Annotated in this window: 14 protein-coding genes; 13 read left to right on the top strand and 1 reads right to left on the bottom strand. The window is 57.5% G+C overall.

What is annotated here, in order from left to right:
* Positions 1 to 116 precede the first annotated feature (116 nt).
* A complete protein-coding gene (locus tag G437_RS0107595; protein ID WP_024331965.1) occupies positions 117 to 866 on the bottom strand; it encodes a GntR family transcriptional regulator in 750 nt (249 codons plus the stop codon).
* Between the two features lie 355 nt (positions 867 to 1221).
* Between G437_RS0107595 and G437_RS0107590 the strand changes: the two genes are divergently transcribed.
* The 13 genes from G437_RS0107590 to G437_RS0107525 all read left to right on the top strand — a co-directional run bounded on the left by G437_RS0107590 (position 1222) and on the right by G437_RS0107525 (position 17536).
* Positions 1222 to 2829, top strand: coding sequence for an MFS transporter (locus tag G437_RS0107590; protein WP_024331964.1), 1608 nt, complete (start codon positions 1222 to 1224; stop codon positions 2827 to 2829).
* Positions 2830 to 2945: 116 nt separating this feature from the next.
* Positions 2946 to 3878, top strand: a complete 933-nt coding sequence (locus G437_RS0107585) for a TIM barrel protein (RefSeq protein ID WP_024331963.1) — start codon at positions 2946 to 2948, stop codon at positions 3876 to 3878.
* 8 nt (positions 3879 to 3886) lie between these two features.
* Positions 3887 to 4894 carry a Gfo/Idh/MocA family protein gene (locus tag G437_RS0107580; protein ID WP_024331962.1) on the top strand — a complete coding sequence of 336 codons (1008 nt, stop codon included), beginning with the start codon at positions 3887 to 3889 and terminating at the stop codon, positions 4892 to 4894.
* A 152-nt stretch (positions 4895 to 5046) separates the two neighbouring features.
* Complete coding sequence (iolC, locus tag G437_RS0107575; RefSeq protein WP_024331961.1) at positions 5047 to 6036, top strand: 5-dehydro-2-deoxygluconokinase; 990 nt, start codon at positions 5047 to 5049, stop codon at positions 6034 to 6036.
* Position 6037: 1 nt separating this feature from the next.
* The gene (locus G437_RS0107570) at positions 6038 to 6901 is read left to right on the top strand and encodes a Cgl0159 family (beta/alpha)8-fold protein (protein WP_024331960.1); all 864 of its coding nucleotides are present in this window, start codon (positions 6038 to 6040) and stop codon (positions 6899 to 6901) included.
* Entirely contained in the window at positions 6898 to 7782 is an 885-nt protein-coding gene (gene iolB, locus G437_RS0107565) for a 5-deoxy-glucuronate isomerase (RefSeq protein WP_024331959.1), read from the top strand. The genes G437_RS0107570 and iolB overlap by 4 nt, the downstream gene beginning before the upstream one ends.
* 17 nt (positions 7783 to 7799) lie before the next feature.
* Positions 7800 to 9698: a 3D-(3,5/4)-trihydroxycyclohexane-1,2-dione acylhydrolase (decyclizing) gene (gene iolD / locus G437_RS0107560; RefSeq protein ID WP_024331958.1), complete on the top strand. Its 1899-nt coding sequence runs from the start codon at positions 7800 to 7802 to the stop codon at positions 9696 to 9698.
* 495 nt (positions 9699 to 10193) lie between these two features.
* Positions 10194 to 11693, top strand: a complete 1500-nt coding sequence (locus G437_RS0107555) for a CoA-acylating methylmalonate-semialdehyde dehydrogenase (protein WP_024331957.1) — start codon at positions 10194 to 10196, stop codon at positions 11691 to 11693.
* A 205-nt stretch (positions 11694 to 11898) separates the two neighbouring features.
* Positions 11899 to 12897 (top strand): LacI family DNA-binding transcriptional regulator, encoded by a 999-nt coding sequence (locus tag G437_RS0107545; RefSeq protein ID WP_024331956.1) that lies wholly within the window; start codon positions 11899 to 11901, stop codon positions 12895 to 12897.
* Between the two features lie 116 nt (positions 12898 to 13013).
* Complete coding sequence (locus G437_RS0107540; RefSeq protein ID WP_024331955.1) at positions 13014 to 14195, top strand: Gfo/Idh/MocA family protein; 1182 nt, start codon at positions 13014 to 13016, stop codon at positions 14193 to 14195.
* A 9-nt stretch (positions 14196 to 14204) separates the two neighbouring features.
* The gene (locus G437_RS0107535; protein ID WP_024331954.1) at positions 14205 to 15197 is read left to right on the top strand and encodes a sugar phosphate isomerase/epimerase family protein; all 993 of its coding nucleotides are present in this window, start codon (positions 14205 to 14207) and stop codon (positions 15195 to 15197) included.
* A gap of 36 nt (positions 15198 to 15233) precedes the next feature.
* Positions 15234 to 16097 carry a sugar phosphate isomerase/epimerase family protein gene (locus G437_RS0107530; RefSeq protein WP_024331953.1) on the top strand — a complete coding sequence of 288 codons (864 nt, stop codon included), beginning with the start codon at positions 15234 to 15236 and terminating at the stop codon, positions 16095 to 16097.
* 242 nt (positions 16098 to 16339) lie between these two features.
* Positions 16340 to 17536: a Gfo/Idh/MocA family protein gene (locus tag G437_RS0107525; RefSeq protein WP_024331952.1), complete on the top strand. Its 1197-nt coding sequence runs from the start codon at positions 16340 to 16342 to the stop codon at positions 17534 to 17536.
* Positions 17537 to 17611: the final 75 nt, after the last annotated feature.

Raw genomic sequence — 17611 nt, 5'->3', positions numbered from 1 at the left:
TGAATCTCCTGGTAATAGTCAGGATCGGAGCGCCTGCGCTGGCGGCTCCGTGTGAACAATGACAATAGTAATCAAAGTTAGGACAATACGTCAATCCTTTGTCATAACAAATTGTTCTAATTATTGGTTAAATTCATCGTAAAGGAATACAAAGATGCCCGGTAGACGTGGGTTCCATACTCGATGGCGCGCCCCTCGGCGTCGTAACCAATGCGCTCCATTGTCAGTACAGCTGCCCCACGCGATTCCTTTAATAGCTCGGATTCAGCTTGCGTGGTTTTGCGCGCGCTGATCTTCTGGTGGGCGGTGCGCACCTGGAAAGAATGGTTTTTCATTGCCTGGTAGAGCCCATGCTTGTCTAGTTCTGCCGGCGGGGGAGCGATGTCCACAGGAATGTAGTTGGTCATGATGGCTAGGGGTTCCCCGTCTGCCAGGCGCAGGCGGCGAATGTGGGTGACCGGTTCGTTCTGATCTATTCCGAGGGCGTCGGCAACGTGGGAGGGGGCGGTTTCAATAGCGTACTGAAGCACCTTTGTGGTGGGTTTTTTACCGGCCCTGTTCAGGTCTTCGAATAGCGAGGTAAGTTCCAGGTCGCGGTGAATAGCTTTGGGGGCAACGATTGTGCCGATTGCCCGTTTGCGGATTACCAGCCCCAAATCTACAAGGTTTTGCAGGGCTCGCCTAGCGGTTGGCCTGGATACGCCTAGACGTTTCGCCATTGAGAGTTCGTCTTCTAGACGGGTGCCCGGTTCGAGTTCTCCGCTAGTGATGAGTTTGCGCAAGGGTTCGCTGATTTGGTGGTATAGCGGTACAGGCAGCGAGTGGTCTACTCGGATCTGTGGTGCCGCAGGAGCTGTTCCCGGCATGATCTACTTACCTCCAGTATTTGCCTTTGAATGGGATTCACCTATGTCTCCAAGGCGTGGGCACGTTGGTGCTCAAAGGGTGCTTTGTAAAATTGAAGCGGCAAACTGGGACATAGTATAACTGGAACTTATCCGCCTAGCCAAGCGGTAAATTAGCTGAACTTGGTGGCGCGGACCGTCTTGTTAAAGAATTTCCCACTAAGATTATACGTAAAAATGTAGTTACAAATGAAAAATATTGTTAGGCTAATTGGCAGTAGATCTAGTCAGCTCAGTTGCGCTCCTTGGCTATCCCATGTAGGCGCGGCGCCTGCAGGTAGCTTCGCGCAGTTGTGGCATATGTGAGAGGACGAAGATGTCTGATTTTAGAGCTCAGCTGCCGGACGGGCGGGTGCCTGCTAAGTCGGAGGTAAGGCGCCTCGTAGGCAGTATAAAGGCCAGCGGAAAGCACCGCGCCCCAGTTGTACTTGCGGTCGTAGCTACCATTGGTTCGTTTCTGTTTGGCTATGACACCGGGGTTATCGCGGGAGCCCTGCCTTACATGTACCTTCCCCACGCAGCTGGAGGGTTAGCGCTAACCGCCTTTTCCGAGGGGGCTGTGACTGCCGTGTTGGCTTTTGGAGCCGCATTCGGAGCATTCTTTGGGGGGCAAATAAACGATCGCATTGGCAGGCGCCGCTCCATTTTGTTCTTGGCTTTTATGTTTTGCTTGGGTACGGTCGGTTGTACGCTATCGCCGAACGTGCTCGTGCTGTACCCATTCCGCTTTATTTTGGGCTGGGCAGTTGGCGGTGCGTCCTCGACTGTGCCGCTGTATTTGGCGGAAACCGCCCCCAAAGCTATTCGCGGCCCCATTGTGGCCCTAGACCAGTTCATGATCGTGTTTGGCCAGTTCGTTGCCTACTCGATGAATGCGGTGATTGCTCACTACAACGAGGCTCCGCAGGCAGTAGTTGGCAACGATCCCTCGGGCACCTACCAGCGCGGAGATGTAGTTAGCTGGGACATATTGAAAAATATGGCGGACGTAGCCGTATTGGAAGGTAACGGGCACGCCTGGAGATGGATGCTGGTGCTCGCCACCATTCCCGCTATTGCGCTCTGGCTGGGCATGCGCCTCATGCCGGAATCGCCCCGGTGGTACGCGGCGCGCAAGCGCTACTACGAGGCAATCGCAGCCATGAAGCGCCTGCGCAACAGCGACGCAGAGGTGGCCGACGAGGTTTGTGAAATGATCGACCTCGAACGCGCTGACGAAGCCCAAGAAAAATGGGGAATGGGGCAGGCCTTCAAAACCAAGTGGACGCGGCGCATCATCTACATTGGCATTGTTCTTGGCATAGGGGATCAGCTCACGGGCATCAACACGGCGATGTGGTACATGCCCAAGATTTTGCACTCGGCAGGGTTTGCCACCTCAGATGCCATTACCTTGAATGTAATAACCGGCTTTGTGTCCGCGGTTGGATCCCTGGTTGGCATGTGGCTTGTAGGCAAGTTCATGCGCCGGCACGTGGGAATGAGCCAAGAGGCGGGCATCGCCGCCTCACTGCTCACGCTCTCGGCGATCTTCCACTTCGGAATTGAGCCCTACACCGACGCGTCAGGAAATATTAGCGGGGCTATTCCAGCCTTCATTCCGTGGCTCGTCGTTCTGGTAGTTTCGCTCTTCGTGTTCGCTAAACAGGCGGGGACGGTTAGCTGGGTGCTCATGGCGGAAATCTTCCCCGCCAAGATCCGCGGCGTCTCCCAGGGCATCTCGGTGGGGGCGCTATGGCTGTTCAACGGCATAGTGGCGCTAGTCTTCCCCTCGATGATGGAATTTCTGGGAGGGTCGAAGACCTACCTGATCTTCGGCCTCATCAACATAGGTACTTTCCTCTTCTACTGGAAGATTGTGCCCGAGACCAAGATGTACTCCCTAGAGGAGGTCGAGGAGCAGTTACAGAAACGCTTCTCGTGAAACAAACAACTAATAGGGTTGTTTGTTATATCAAAAGAACATAGTATTGGGCTGTGACGTCGACGACGACGCGGCGCTTCAACGAAGCGGCGCCCAGCCCAAGGAAAGGAGAGGAAATGACTTCTAAAGCAAGAAATCTGACCGATCCCAAATACTCCAAGCTGGCGATCGGCGTTTGCCCCGACCAGTGGGGCGTTTGGTTCCCACGCGACGAAAAACAAATCGAACCTCGCCAGGCCATGAAAGAAATGGCCGAAGCCGGGTTTGAAATCCTAGAAACCGGCCCCTACGGTTACTTCCCAACAGATCCCAAAGAGCTCACCCGCTGGTGCGACGAATTCGGATTCAAAGTTGTAGCCGGCACAGGTTGGGGCATTTTGCACAAGCGCGAGGCCTGGCCGGAAACCGAAAAGACCTTCCGCGCCATCGCAGAAACCCATGCGGAAGTGGGAGCCGAATACATCGTCCACCTGCCCCCGCTCTACCGCGACGACAAGACCTGGCAGTGGACTGACGAGCGCGTCCTCAGCCCGGACGCTTGGAAGCTCTACGTGGAAAATGCCAACAAACTAGGTCAAATGTTGCTCGACGAATACGGGCTCAAAATGGTGTTGCACCCCCACGGGGATTCCCACATAGAAACCCCACAAGACATAGATCGCATTTTCAAAGCGACCGATCCAAAATACGTGAACCTGTGCCTCGACACCGGCCACATCGTGTACGGGGGCGGCGATCCAATTGAAATGGTGCGCAAGTACCCGGAGCGAATCACCTACGTGCACATAAAGTCTTTCGACGTGGCAATTTCGAAGCGCGCCCACGAAGAAGATTGGCCATTTGGCGAGGCCGTAGCAAAGGGAGCGGCGGTACGTCCCCCCGCCGGCGCCCCGGACATGAAGCAGTTGGTAGACGCCCTCGCCGAACTGGATAGGGATATCTACTGCGTATGCGAGCAGGATTGCTACCCCTGCGAGCCGGATTTTCCGCTACCGAATGCCATAAAAACGCGCGAATACTTGGCTTCGGTCGGACTAGGGACACTGTAGGAGGACTCATGACTGTGAATATCGGACTCATCGGGTGTGGGGGCATGGGCAGGGCCCATGTAAAGCGCATCACAGAGGATCTGTCTGGTGCCCAGGTAGTGGCCGCCGCCGATTTGAACCCGCAAGCCGCCGAAGAGGTCGCCGCCCAAGTTGGAGGGAAAGCCTACGGCAGTGGGGCCGAACTAATCTCTGACCCGAACGTGGACGCCGTCCTCGTTGCTACCTTCGGCAAGGTGCACGCCCCCGACGTGATAGCGGCAATTGAGGCCGGCAAATACGTCTTGTGCGAAAAACCGTTGGCTACCACTGCGGCCGACTGCAAAAACATAATGCAGGCAGAGCAGCGGGCTGGCAAAAAACTCGTGACAGTAGGTTTCATGCGGCGTTTCGACCAGGGGTACAACCAGTTGAAAAAAGCCGTCGACCAGGGCGAATACGGCCCTGTGCTAATGGTCCACAACCGCCACCGCAATCCGACTGTGCCCGCTAATTACACTTCGCGAATGCTGATCGACGACACCGCCATCCACGAAATAGACACGATGCGATGGCTCACCGGCGAAGAAATAAAAGCCGTGCGCGTCGATCCGGTGCGCCAAACCAGTCGCGCACACGCCGGCTTAGAAGAACCGATCGTTTTGGTCATGTACACGGACTCGGGGATCCGCCTAGACGACGAGGTAAATGTCAACCTGGGGTGGGGCTACTCCATCGAATGCGAAGTGGTGATGGAAAGCGCCGCAGCCAGGTTGGGTGACCAAGAAAAGATGTTCATCCGGGACATAAACGGCAACCGCAACGCCATCTGCACCTCCCACATTGACAGGTTCAAAGGAGCCTTCGACACAGAGGTGCAGGCCTGGATCAACGCCGTGGCACAAGATCGCCACACGGGCTCTACTGCCTGGGACGGCTACGCCGCCACCTCAGTAGTAGACGCCGCACTCGAATCCCAAAAAGAGGGCGGAAAAGAGATCGCCATCCAGCTGATCGCAAAACCCGCCTTCTACAACTAAACAACCGGTCTTGGTCGGGGTTGCCGCCTGCTCCGAGCGGCAACACCGAGCAAGCCGACCCCCACAACTACAAGACGGAGCAAGCGCCACCCGGCGCAGGCAGCACAGCTGCCAGCCACGCATACCGTGCACAATAAAGGAAGGTTTTGTCGATGCGTAGGATACCGGAACCGCAGCTAGATGTACTTACCATAGGGCGTTCTGGCGTGGACATTTACCCGCTGCAGACGGGGGTAGGGCTCGAAAAAGTCACCTCCTTTGGCAAGTTCTTGGGCGGCTCGCCCACAAACGTCGCAGTAGCCGCAGCAAAACTCCGCCACTCGGCCGCAGTAATCACCGGGGTGGGCGACGACCCATTTGGCCGGTACGTGCGCAGCGAAATGCGCGCCCTCGGCGTATACGACACCTACGTGAAAACCAGCGAAACCCTGTCCACCCCGGTGACCTTCTGCGAGATCTTCCCACCGGATAACTTCCCGCTGTACTTCTACCGTCAGCCCAAGGCGCCAGATCTCGAGATCACCCCCGACGATATTCCCGAGGACGCCCTACAAAAGGCAAAGATCTTCTGGATATCTGTAACCGGACTATCTGAAGAGCCCTCCTTCAGCGCCCACATGCACGCCCTCAAAGCCCGTGCCCGCGAACACTGGGTGATCGCAGACCTCGACTACAGGCCCATGTTTTGGGAAGATGAAAAGCTCGCCACCGAACGCGTGGGAGAAGCCCTCCAATACGTCAACATCGCAGTTGGCAACAAGGAAGAATGCCGCATCGCAGTTGGCGAAACCGAACCCGACAGGGCAGCCGACGCCCTCCTGGACCGCGGCGTCGAAATCGCAATAGTAAAACAGGGCCCTAAAGGTACCCTGTGCAAGACCAAAGACCGCCGCATCGAAGTACCTGTCACCGAAGTAGAAGTGGTGAACGGACTCGGCGCAGGCGACTCCTTCGGCGGTACCCTCTGCCACGGCCTCCTGTCAGGGTGGGACCTCCCCGAAATCATCTCGGCAGCATCAACCGCGGGAGCTCTAGTATGCACCCGCCTCGAATGCTCCACCGCAATGGCCTCCGAGCCCGAAATCCTAGACATGATGCGGGCCCACCCCGAGGCAGAACCACAAGTAACTGAGCGGAACTGACATGTCTATCATCGAAAAAATCGCTGACATTCGGGCCAACCACCCCGAAAAAATTGCTCAAACCCTAGCTGAGCGCACCAAGGGCAGTGCCCCCAAAGACGGGGCAATGCTGGTGATCGCCTGCGACCACCCCGCCCGCGGAGCACTAAAGGCAGGCGCCGACAACACCGCCATGGCCGACCGTGAAGAACTACTGAGCAGGTGCGCAGAAGCACTGGCCAGGCCGGGCGTACACGGCTTCCTCGGCACCGCCGACATGGTCGAAGACCTCGCCCTGATGGGTGCCCTCGAAGGAAAACTAGTATACGGTTCTATGAACCGCGCCGGCCTCGACGGAGCTAGCTTCGGCATCGACGACCGCTTCAACTGCTACGACGCTGCCGGAATCAAAACCGCTGGGCTCGACGGTGGAAAAATGCTACTGCGCATCCACTACAACGACCCGGCCACGCCAGCCACCTTGCAATCTGCCGCAAACGCGGTAAACGAGCTGGCCGCCGAAAAAGTTATGGCAATGGTCGAACCATTCATCTCGGAAACCAAGAACGGACACATCGCCAACAACCTAGAACCCGAAGCGGTAATACGCTCCATCGCAATCGCCGAAGGACTAGGACGTACGTCCGCATATACGTGGCTAAAACTGCCCTGCGTCGACAATATGGAGCAGGTGATGGCCGCCACCACACTCCCATCACTTATCCTAGGTGGGGAAGTTTCCTCGGATCCTGAAGCCGCGATGAACAGTTGGGGCAAAGCTCTGAAACTACCAAACGTAAAAGGCCTAGTGATCGGAAGATCGCTTCTATTTCCGCCTGACGGCGACGTCGCCAAGGCGGTAGATCAGACAGTGGAGATGCTATGAGTGACAACGAAAAATATTTGAAAAAAGCCGGTTCCACCGCACACGGGCAGTACGAAACCGACATCTGTCCCGAAATCGCCGGGTGGGAATTTTCTGGCATCAAGGTGCTGAACCTGCCCGCAGGCGGACAGGAAGAACTCAATTCCGAGGCCGACGAACTGCTAGTGCTTCCCCTCTCCGGCGGGTGCACTGTACAGGTAGAAGGCAAGGAATACCAGCTCGAAGGCCGTCAGGACATTTGGACTGACGTAACAGATTACCTGTACATCCCACGCGAAACCGACTTCACCGTTACCTCCAAGGAAGGAGGTCGTTTCTGCATCCCCACCTCCCGCTGCAACCAGCGCCTCGAGGTTTCCTACTGGGGCAAAGAAGCCGTCAACACTTCGCTGCGCGGGGCAGGCCCCTGCTCGCGCCAGGTGAACAACTACGCCCTCGGCAACGAACTAAAAACCGACCACCTGCTGGTAACCGAGGTGCTCACCCCGGGCGGCAACTGGTCTTCCTACCCGCCACACAAGCACGACGAGCACAACGAAAACGAACGCAAACTAGAAGAAATCTATTACTTCGAAGTGCGCCCCGGAAAAGATAACTCGGAAGGTTTCGCCCTCCAACGTGTCTACCCGTCCCCAGGCCACCCCATCGACGTGTGCACTGAAGTGCGCACCGGCGACGTAGTAGTAATGCCATACGGCTATCACGGCCCCTCAGCCGCCGCCCCCGGCTACGACCTGTACTACCTCAACGTGATGGCAGGCCCCGCCGAGGACGCCACCTGGCTAATGACCGACGACCCAGCCCACGCCTGGGTCAAGGAATCGTGGGGGGAACAGCAGGTAGACCCCCGCCTGCCCATGACCAAAAAAGTAGAAAAGTAGAAAACGGGAAAATCACAATGAAGAGTGAACCAAAAGTAAGGCTTACGGTCGGGCAGGCAATTGTCCGCTTCCTGGTAAACCAGTACTCAGAGCGCGACGGTGTAGAAAAGCGTCTAGTTCCCGGCACCTTCGGCATCTTCGGGCACGGCAACGTGGCCGGACTGGGACAGGCCCTACTGCAAAATGAAATCGATCCGGAACCCGACGGCGGGCGCATGAAGTACATAATGCCCCGCAACGAACAGGGTCAGGTACACGCCGCCGCCGCGTTCGCAAAAGCTAACGAGCGCACCCAACTAATGGCATGCACCGCGTCCATCGGGCCCGGCTCGTTGAACATGGTCACCGGCGCAGCACTGGCCACCACCAACCGGGTGCCAGTACTACTGTTCCCCTCCGACATCTTCTCGACCCGCTTCCCAGACCCGGTACTGCAGCAGCTCGAAGACCCAACCAGCCTAGACGTGTCCGTGAATGACGCCTTCAGGCCAGTGTCCCGCTTCTTCGACCGGATCAACCGGCCCGAACAGCTGATGCCCTCCCTGATGGCAGCAATGCGCGTGCTAACCGACCCGGCCGAAACCGGGGCAGTTACTATCGCCCTGCCCCAAGATGTGCAGGCCGAGGCATACGACTACCCCGAAGCCATGTTTGCAAAGCGCGTCTGGCACATCCGCAGGCCCGCAGTTTCGCCCTCTGAACTAGAGCGTGCAGTCCAGGCCATTAAGGCATCCAAGAGGCCGCTAGTAATCGCCGGCGGCGGCGTAAAATACTCGCACGCACACGAAGAACTGCGCGCCCTAGCCACCGCCACCGGACTGCCCGTAGCCGACACCCAGGCCGGCAAAGGCGCAATCACCTACGACCACCCGTCCTCAGTAGGGGGCGTAGGATCTACCGGCGGCGACTCCGGCAATCACTTAGCCGACAAATCCGACCTCATCATAGGGATCGGCACCCGCTACAGCGATTTCACTACTGCCTCGCGCACGCAGTTCAAAAACCCCGACGTCAAGTTCGTTAACATCAATGTGACCAGCTTCGACGCTGCGAAGAATTCCGCAGTCATGGTTGTTGCAGACGCACGCGAAGCCCTAGTAGCCCTCAAAGACGCCCTCGCCGGATACAAAATCGAAGCCGACTACGCCAAAGAAATCGCCTCCGAACGCGAAGCCTGGATGAAAGCCACCGAAAAGTGCTACCACCTGGACCACGGGCCACTGCCCGCCCAGACAGAAGTGTTCGGCGCCCTCAACGAAATGCTGGGCGAGCGCGACGTAGTAATCAACGCCGCCGGCTCCATGCCCGGGGACCTACAGGCACTGTGGCAGGCTAAATCCGAAATCCAGTACCACGTCGAATACGCCTTCTCGTGCATGGGCTACGAAGTGCCCGCCGCGATGGGCGTCAAACTGGCACTGCCGGATTCGGAAGTAGTCGCAATCGTAGGCGACGGCACCTACCAGATGCTACCCATGGAACTGGCAACCGTAGTCCAAGAGCGCATCAAGGTAATCTACGTGCTGCTCGAAAACCACGGCTTCGCCTCGATCGGCGCGCTAAGCGAATCGCACGGTTCGCAGCGCTTCGGCACCCGCTACCGCGTTGGGGACGGCAACGCCCACAACGAGGACGGACAATTGCTAAGTGTCGACATCGCCGCAAACGCCGAATCGTGGGGCCTAGACGTGCTGCGCGTGCACTCCATAGCCGAGTTCCGCGAAGCCTACGCCAAGGCCGCCGCCTCGGACAAGGCCACCATGATCTACATTGAAACCGATCTTTACGGGCCCAACCCGCCGGCCTCTTCCTGGTGGGAGGTGGCCGTATCGCAGACTTCGCGACTCGATTCGACCAACCAGGCCTACAAGGAATACATCGACTACAAGGACAAATACCAGCGACACTACTGGTAAGCTCCCAGGCCTAGCCCCCGGCTTGCCGGGTGGGCTAGCTGACGCGAGTTGCCAGCCCCGCCGCTGGTGCGAACAGATGCCCCGACACGCTTCAGTGCCGGGGCATCTCGTTACCCAAGCGGCCCGGGCTACTTCGTGACGACGCTTCTGCTTCTTTAACTTCTGTGGTCCCGGCTCTCCTGCCCTTGCGCTTCGCGCAAATGCCCGTCCGCGCCCAGAGCGCACCCTACTTACCCAAGCGCAACGACCGTGCCGTCCTCGCCTAGAACACAGCGGGGGAACGGACTTGGGGCCCTTTCCGGCCAAACTATAAGAGTCTGCAAACGGGTATGTAGAACCGCTCCAAAGGTTGAAAGCAATGCTCACAATAAAAGTAGATTGATAGGACAAACGCTTGATTGATAGGACAAAAGGCCGTACTATTGAGGCATAAGAGACCTAAGTACTAGGGGCTCTTAGCTGACTTAGAAGCGAACTCATTGGGGAGATACTTTCATGACTTACGTTGTTAAGCCTTGGATCGGTGGCAAAGCCGTCGACGGTAAGGGCGGAACAGTCGACATCGACAACCCGGCTACCGGTGAAGTCATTGGGACCTTGGAGCTAGTGAGCCCCGAACAGGTCGAAGAGGCCATCGAGCTGGCCGACAAGGCGCAGAAGGAATGGCGCAACAAGTCGATCCCGAAGCGTCAAGAGGTTATGTACAAGTTCCGCCAGCTGGTCATGGAAGATATTGACAACATGGCGCAGCTGTCGGTGGACGAACACGGCAAGACCCTCTCGGATGCTCGTGGCGAAATTCAGCGCGGTCTAGAAACTGTCGAATACGCCTGCAACATTGGTGCCAACTCCAAGGGGCAGTACTCCTACAATGTGGGCACAAACGTGGACCTGAAAGTTATTCGCCAGCCCCTCGGCGTAGTGGCGGGCATCGTCCCGTTTAATTTCCCGGCAATGGTTCCCATGTGGATGTTCCCGCTGGCTCTAGCCACGGGCAACGCCATTGTGCTGAAGCCAGCCAATGCGGTTCCGTCGGCCGCATTCGACATGGCTAAGAAGTTGAAGGAAGCGGGTCTGCCTGACGGGCTCTTCTCGCTGCTGCCTGGCGACAACCAGATTACTAACGTCATCATTGACAACCCCGCAGTGCAGGGCGTTTCGTTCGTGGGTTCCACCAAGGTTGCCAAGCTGGTGCAGAAGAGGGCGATCGAGGCCGGCAAGCGCGTACAGGCGCTGGGCGGTGCCAACAACCACGCTATGGTAATGCCCGACGCCGATCAGGAGTTCGTGGCAAAGTGGCTGGCCGCAGCAGCCTTCGGTGCCGCCGGCGAGCGTTGCATGGCCCTTTCTGTTGCCGTAGCTGTGGGCGAGGCCGGGGAAGGTCTGGCTGAAGCCGTCAAGAAGCAGGCCGGGCAGATTGCTATTCCTGGCCAGGGCAACGACGAAAAGGCTGGATTCGGTCCGGTGATTTCTAAGGCCGCTCAGGAGCGCATTATTTCTTGGATTGACGAGGCTGAAAAGCTGGGCGCGAAGGTAATCCTGGATGGGCGCAAGCACAAGGTGGAAGGTTACGAGGGCGGCTACTGGCTCGGCCCCACTATTTTGGAAGATGTCCCGCTCGAAGCGAAGGCCTATTGCGAAGAGGTCTTTGGCCCCGTTCTGCTAATCCAGCACCGCGACAGCTTTGACGAAGCGATTGAGTTGATGAATAGGCAGACCGTGGGTAACGGCTCCGCGATCTTCACCAACGACGGTGGGGTTGCGCGCCGTTTCGAACACGAGATCGAAGCTGGCATGGTTGGCATTAACGTGCCTATTCCCACCCCGGTCGCCTACCATTCCTTCGGTGGTTGGAAGGATTCGCTGAACGGTGAACATCACATCCACGGGCCCGAGGGCGTAGAGTTCTACACTCGCGCCAAGGCAATCACTTCCCGCTGGCCTTCCGAAGACGAGGTGCACGACGCCACCTTGTCTTTCGAAAAGGAAGATTAGTAGCTAAGTCCAAGTGAAGGGGTAGGGCCCGGCCGCTGCGAGAGGCCGGGCCCTACCGTGTCCGGGGCAAGGTGTATGGAGGCTGACGCGGGCGGTTTCGGCCCACCACCTGATTGGGCATCTGTGAAAGCGCTCGCGGCGCGCAAACCGGCTGCCGGCGCCAATTTACTGAACGCGACGGAAAAGACAATGTAAAATGAGCCTTATGGCGCGCAAGGTTACTCAGCAAGATGTTGCAGATCTCGCTTGTGTCTCTAGGGGCCTGGTATCTATGGCATTGCATGATTCGCCTAAGATCCGGCCAGAAACTAAAAAACGTGTCGCCGAGGCAGCCGCAAAGCTCGGCTACCGGCCCAACGCTGCGGCGGCAATGCTGGCTTCTTCTAAATCCGGTTTGGTGGGGCTCATTCTGCCGAATCTGTCTAACAATTTTTTTGATTCCGTGGTGTCGGGCGTTCGCGAGGTGGCTAAAGATTCGGGCAAGTTGGTGCTCGTTTCGGATTCTGGCACGGATGTGGCCACCGAAGTGTTTGCGGCGTGGAAGTTTGTGGATCTGAGCGTGGACGCCCTCATATTGGTGTCGCCTCTGATGGCTAAGGCGCAGCTGATAGAGCTCGGCAAACATGTGCCGGTGGTAGTGGTGGGGCGTACTAGCCCGGACCCGTGTGTGCCGGCCGTATATGCGGATCCCGTTCCGATCATGAGGCAAATAGTTTCGCACTTGGTGAAGGCCGGGTGGGAGCATTTGATCTACATAAATTATTCCGAGGGCGCAGGCGAACTTGGGGCGCGCGATCGCAGGGACGCGTTTTTAGCAAGCGTAAAGGCTAGTAGCCAGGTTACTTACGAGTTGGCGGTGGTGAGCCATTCGGGGGTGGGGCATTTGCTCGACGGAAAGCTGGCTAGCCACCAAAAGGTAGCGTTTGTGGCGCACAACGACATGTTGGCGCTCGCAATTCTGTCAGGGCTGACGGTGCGCGGTAAGCGGGTGGGCCAGGACGTGGGCTTGGTGGGATACGACAATATTCCTATGGCGGCGGCCCCTGAAATTAACCTGACTACGGTTGACCAAAAAGGCGCTTCGCTGGGGTGTTTGGCGCTCATGCGGGCGCTGGGTGGGCGCCGCGAGCAGCAGATTGTGAAGGCGGGTGAGTTGGTCGTAAGGGCCTCTTCCGGCGGCGAAAACCCCAAAAAATCAAAATGATACGACAAAGCGTTGACGCGCGTTAAAAACTCCGGTAGCGTAATTCGTACGCAACCGGTACCCGGCCGTGGGTGCTCGGATGCCGCTTTAGCGGCAATCTCAACGAGGAGAGCAAAATGGCGAAACCACTTTCTGTTGCAGTTATCGGTGCGGGCATGGCGGGGGCAACCCACGCCAACGCCTGGCGGCAAGCAAGCACCGTTTTTGGGGCTAATCTGCCCCCCATTCGATTGGCCACAATCGCTGACGCGTACCTTCCCTTCGCTCAGGACGCGGCAAGGCGCTACGGATACGAAAAGGCCACTGCCGATTGGCACGAAATTTTGACCGACCCAACCATCGACGTCGTTTCTATCGTCGTGGGCAACGCCTTGCACCGCGAAATGGCACAAGCCTTGGTGGAGGCCGGCAAGCACGTGTTGTGCGAGAAGCCTCTGACCGACAACCTGGAAGATGCCAAGGCACTAGCCGAACTTGAACAGGGCGCTTCGGTGCAGACGGGAACGGCCTTCGGCTACCGTTGGTCACCCTCGCTGGCGAAAGCCGCCGAGCTTGCCCGCTCGGGCCGGCTTGGCGAACTGGTGAACTTCAACGGCAGCTACCTGTGCGACTACGGGTGCGACGCGAACGCGCCTTTAGCTTGGCGTTACACGGGGCCGATGGGTTCGGGGGCTTTAGGAGATGTAGGTTCGCACCTGATCAATACCGCCGAACTAGTGTGTGGGCCCGTAAAAAGCGTTTCGGGAGCCGCCTTCAACACCGTAATTACCGAACGCCCAATCGCCGAGGGCGCCCAGGCGGCCCAGCGGGGGCAGACACAAGCAGGCGGGCCAAAAGGCAAGGTGACTAACGACGACGTGGCGGCTTTTACCGCCACTTTCGAGGGCGGGGTTGTAGGGTCCTTCGTCTGCTCGAGGGTAGCGTTGGGCCACCCCAACTCCCAGCGTTTCGAGGTATACGGTACCGACGGCTTTGCGGCTTTCGACATGGCCCGGGCGGGTGAGCTCAGCGTGCAAACGCGCTCAGACGAACCTGATCTTGCTGGCCCCCGGGTCGTCCTCGCCAATCCGGATTTCCCGTACTTCAAGGCGGGGTCGTCTATGGCGTTTGGGGGAGTGGGCGTAACCCAGATCGATCAGTTCATCTACCAGGCACACGCCTTCCTAGGGCAGGTGGCCGGCGTTGATACGGGCCTGCCTCGGGTGCCCTCGTTTGCGGACGGGTACAGGGCAATGCGCATTCAAGAAGCGATAGTGCGTTCGGCTGCCGAGGGCGGACGCGAAGTAGAAATCCGATAGGGGAAAACGATGACGTTGAAACTGGGCGCATACACTGCTTGCCTACACAACTACGATTTGGCCGAAGCGTTGGACATTCTGAAGGGCTACGGCTTAGACGGCGCTGAGGTGAACGTGGGCGGGTTCATTCCGTCTCCGCACTGCCACGTGGACTTGCTGGTTTCTTCAAAAACGGCGCGTGAAGAATACCTGGGAGTTTTTGCGGAAAAGGGGATGGAGATTACCGGGCTAAACTGTTCCGGAAACGTTTTGGACCCGCTCCCTGACGTGGGCCCGCGCCACCACTACGATTTGAAGAGGGCGATCGACCTCGCCTCCAAGCTTGGGGTCGAGGAAATTGTCTGCATGTCGGGCGCGCCTGGGTCGGATCCAGACGCGAAGTATCCCTCCTGGGTGGTGAACCCGTGGAATGGCGTTTACCTGGAAGTGCTCGAATACCAGCAGTCTGTGTTGGACAAGTACTGGAAGGAAATGGACAGACGGGCCGCAGATGCCGGCGTGAAACTGGCCTGGGAGCTGCACCCCCACAACACGGTGTTCACCCCGGTAGGGTTTATGAACTTCCTAGAGCGGGTGCAGCCCACGAACATAGGGGTGAACATGGACCCGTCGCACCTGATGTGGCAGGGTATGGACATTTTTAAGTGCATCGACTTCTTGGGTGAGCACATCTACCACGTGCACGCTAAAGACACGAAGATCCTGCCGGATGTGGACGTGCGCGGGGTGTTGGACGACAATTTCACGCGGTGGCCGGAGCAGAACCCCTACCCGTCGGGTATGGCGCATTACTGCTCCACTTGGGCGGACCCGGCCGCGTGGCGTTTTGTGGCTGTTGGCAATGGACACGACACCGAGTGGTGGGCCGAGTTCTTGCGCCGCATTGCCGCCGTAAACCCGGCCATGAACGTAAACATCGAGCATGAGGACCCGTTCTTAGACCAGCTTGCGGGCATTGAAGTGTCTGCGCGCACCCTGCTAGCGGCAAACGCAAACAGGTAGCTTCTAGATTTTGTATAGGTGACGAAGGAGTAACCGATGGTAGACATAGCTCTAGACCCGAACATGTATTATTTCTCAATGTCTGTGCCGCAGACCTTGCACAAGGCCCGTGAACTGGGGTTCGACCATGTGGAATTGTCCCCTAACGCAGACCTGCACTTTTGGCACCACTACCCTAAGGCCGACGACGATTATGTGGCCGAATTGGTGAGGACGTCCAAGCAAACAGGCGTCAAAATACGCACTTTGAATCCGGTGTTCAATTGGTCTGCCACTGACGAACAGGAACGCCAGGGGCAGGTGCGCAACTGGCGTCGCCTGCTGGAAATTGCCGACCAGCTAGATTGCCGCGAAATTACCTCGGAGTTTTCTGGAAATCCTAATACGCCCCGTGAGTGTGAAATGCAGTGGTACAAGTCCATGGCGGAGCTTGAGGGCGACTTCGAAAAGTATGGGATTGCGCTGAACATGGAGGCCCACCCCTACGATTTTGTCGAGACTCACGACGAGGCGTTGCGTCTGGTGCGCGGCGTAAACAAGGATTGGGTCAACTACGAGTACTGCTGCCCCCACACCTTCCACCTGTCCGAGGGCAAGGGAGACGTGGAGCGGATGCTGCGCTCCAGCGGAAAAAAATTGAAGGAAGTGCACGTGGCAGATGTGTACAACCATGCCGCCAACGACGGCAACCGCTACATTGTCAATCCGCCAGGGGTGGACGCTCGTGTGCACCAGCACAATGAAATAGGCAGGGGCGAGGTCGACTGGGACGCGGTGTTCTCGACCTTGCGCGACATGGACTTTGACGGGGTTTTGAGCGTGTGCGTGTTTGGTTGGCACGAGTGGGCCGACGAAATTAACAAGCGCATTTTGGCCCGCCTACAGGAGGAATTCGCGTAGGGTTGCTTAGGTAACTGCAAAACTTGCTGGTTCGCACTCGCCCTCGGCTGCTGTTGCGTTGAGGGCGAGTGCGTGCTGCGCTTCGCCGAGTAGGGCAGGTTTACTACCTGCCCTAATGCTTGGAGATTAGGCCATTGGTCCTTGCTCGGAGCGCCAATTTAATCTATTGTATTTTTGTTGTTACAAATGCGACCTGGAATACATTTCCTTCCAGGGGACAACAGGCATGCAAAGGAGCATAAATGGCCAGGAAACGTATTGGAATTGGGGTAATATCGCTAGGTTGGATGGGGAGGCTGCACACCCGCTCTTACAAGGCACTGCGCGAAAAGTACCCGGAGCTGGAAGTCGACATTGACCTAGTGGTCTGCTGCGACTTAATCGAGGCAAACAGAAAAGTAGCCACCGAAAACCTGGGATTTCGAAAGGCCGTCGAAGACTACCACGACGTGATCTCCGATCCCGAAGTAGACGTAGTTTCCATCTGCGCCCCCAACTTCCTCCACCACGAAATCGCCATGGCCACCATCGCCGCCGGCAAGCCGTTCTGGATTGAAAAGCCAATGGGTATTTCGGCCGCCGAATCGAAGGACATTGCCGAGGGCGCAGCTAAAGCTGGGTTGATCACCTCCGTGGGATTCAACTACAGGCACACTCCCGCAATCGAGCTGGCACGCAAACTCATCAGCGACGGAAAACTCGGACGTATCACAAATGCTCGCGTGTGGTTGATAGCCGACTACGCCTCAGGCCCAGAAGGGCCGCTCACCTGGCGTTACTTCAAGGAAAAGGCCGGGGCTGGCGTAATCTTGGATCTGCTCGGCCACGGCGAAGATCTAGTCCAGTACCTCCTCAAGGATCGCATTAGCGCGGTTAGTGCCCAAACCGGCACCTTCATCACGGAGCGTCCAATTCCGCTAAAGGCGGGAGTGGGACACACCGGCTGGGAAGTGTCTGACGAAAAAGGCCCGGTCGGCAACGAAGATTACGTGTCAGTAATCGGCCGCATGGAATCAGGGGCACTACTAACCATGGAATCCTCCCGCGTCTCTGTGGGCCCACGCGCCGAATACATCGTGGAGGTGTACGGAACCGACGGTTCTATCCGGTGGAACTTTGAAGACCTGAACCACCTGCAGATCTGCCTGGGACGCGACAACGGCTACCAGCAGGGCTACACAAACGCCATGGCCGGCCCCGACTTCCCGGAGTTTATGCGTTTCCAGCCCGGCGCTGGCACGTCTATGGGCTTCGACGATATGAAAGTCGTAGAAGCCGCCCAATTCATCCAAGGAATCTTGGAAGAACGCCAGATTGGCCCCTCCGTAGGCGACGGTTGGTCGGCTGCGGAAATTGATGCGGCAGTGGAAGCTTCCGCCGCAGACGGGCGCTGGCATGAGGTAACTTTGGTTACCGACAACACAACCTTTGACAAATAAATAAGTTCTGCTCACTAATGCTTCGCAAAGTAGCGAAGCTGGCGACTGTCCGGTACCCATACCAGCCGGCAGTAG

This window comes from Winkia neuii subsp. neuii DSM 8576 (genome assembly GCF_000420405.1).
GTDB lineage: Bacteria > Actinomycetota > Actinomycetes > Actinomycetales > Actinomycetaceae > Winkia > Winkia neuii.
Note: the sequence above shows the minus strand (reverse complement) of the source record. Positions and strands in the feature narration are given on the sequence as shown.

Coding starts and splice junctions, on each gene's coding strand:
- G437_RS0107570 (WP_024331960.1), top strand. CDS start 6,038: ATGTCTATCATCGAAAAAATCGCTGACATTCGGGCCAACCACCCCGAA.
- G437_RS0107535 (WP_024331954.1), top strand. CDS start 14,205: ATGACGTTGAAACTGGGCGCATACACTGCTTGCCTACACAACTACGAT.
- G437_RS0107545 (WP_024331956.1), top strand. CDS start 11,899: ATGGCGCGCAAGGTTACTCAGCAAGATGTTGCAGATCTCGCTTGTGTC.
- iolC (WP_024331961.1), top strand. CDS start 5,047: ATGCGTAGGATACCGGAACCGCAGCTAGATGTACTTACCATAGGGCGT.
- G437_RS0107590 (WP_024331964.1), top strand. CDS start 1,222: ATGTCTGATTTTAGAGCTCAGCTGCCGGACGGGCGGGTGCCTGCTAAG.
- iolD (WP_024331958.1), top strand. CDS start 7,800: ATGAAGAGTGAACCAAAAGTAAGGCTTACGGTCGGGCAGGCAATTGTC.
- G437_RS0107530 (WP_024331953.1), top strand. CDS start 15,234: ATGGTAGACATAGCTCTAGACCCGAACATGTATTATTTCTCAATGTCT.
- iolB (WP_024331959.1), top strand. CDS start 6,898: ATGAGTGACAACGAAAAATATTTGAAAAAAGCCGGTTCCACCGCACAC.
- G437_RS0107525 (WP_024331952.1), top strand. CDS start 16,340: ATGGCCAGGAAACGTATTGGAATTGGGGTAATATCGCTAGGTTGGATG.
- G437_RS0107585 (WP_024331963.1), top strand. CDS start 2,946: ATGACTTCTAAAGCAAGAAATCTGACCGATCCCAAATACTCCAAGCTG.
- G437_RS0107540 (WP_024331955.1), top strand. CDS start 13,014: ATGGCGAAACCACTTTCTGTTGCAGTTATCGGTGCGGGCATGGCGGGG.
- G437_RS0107595 (WP_024331965.1), bottom strand. CDS start 866: ATGCCGGGAACAGCTCCTGCGGCACCACAGATCCGAGTAGACCACTCG.
- G437_RS0107580 (WP_024331962.1), top strand. CDS start 3,887: ATGACTGTGAATATCGGACTCATCGGGTGTGGGGGCATGGGCAGGGCC.
- G437_RS0107555 (WP_024331957.1), top strand. CDS start 10,194: ATGACTTACGTTGTTAAGCCTTGGATCGGTGGCAAAGCCGTCGACGGT.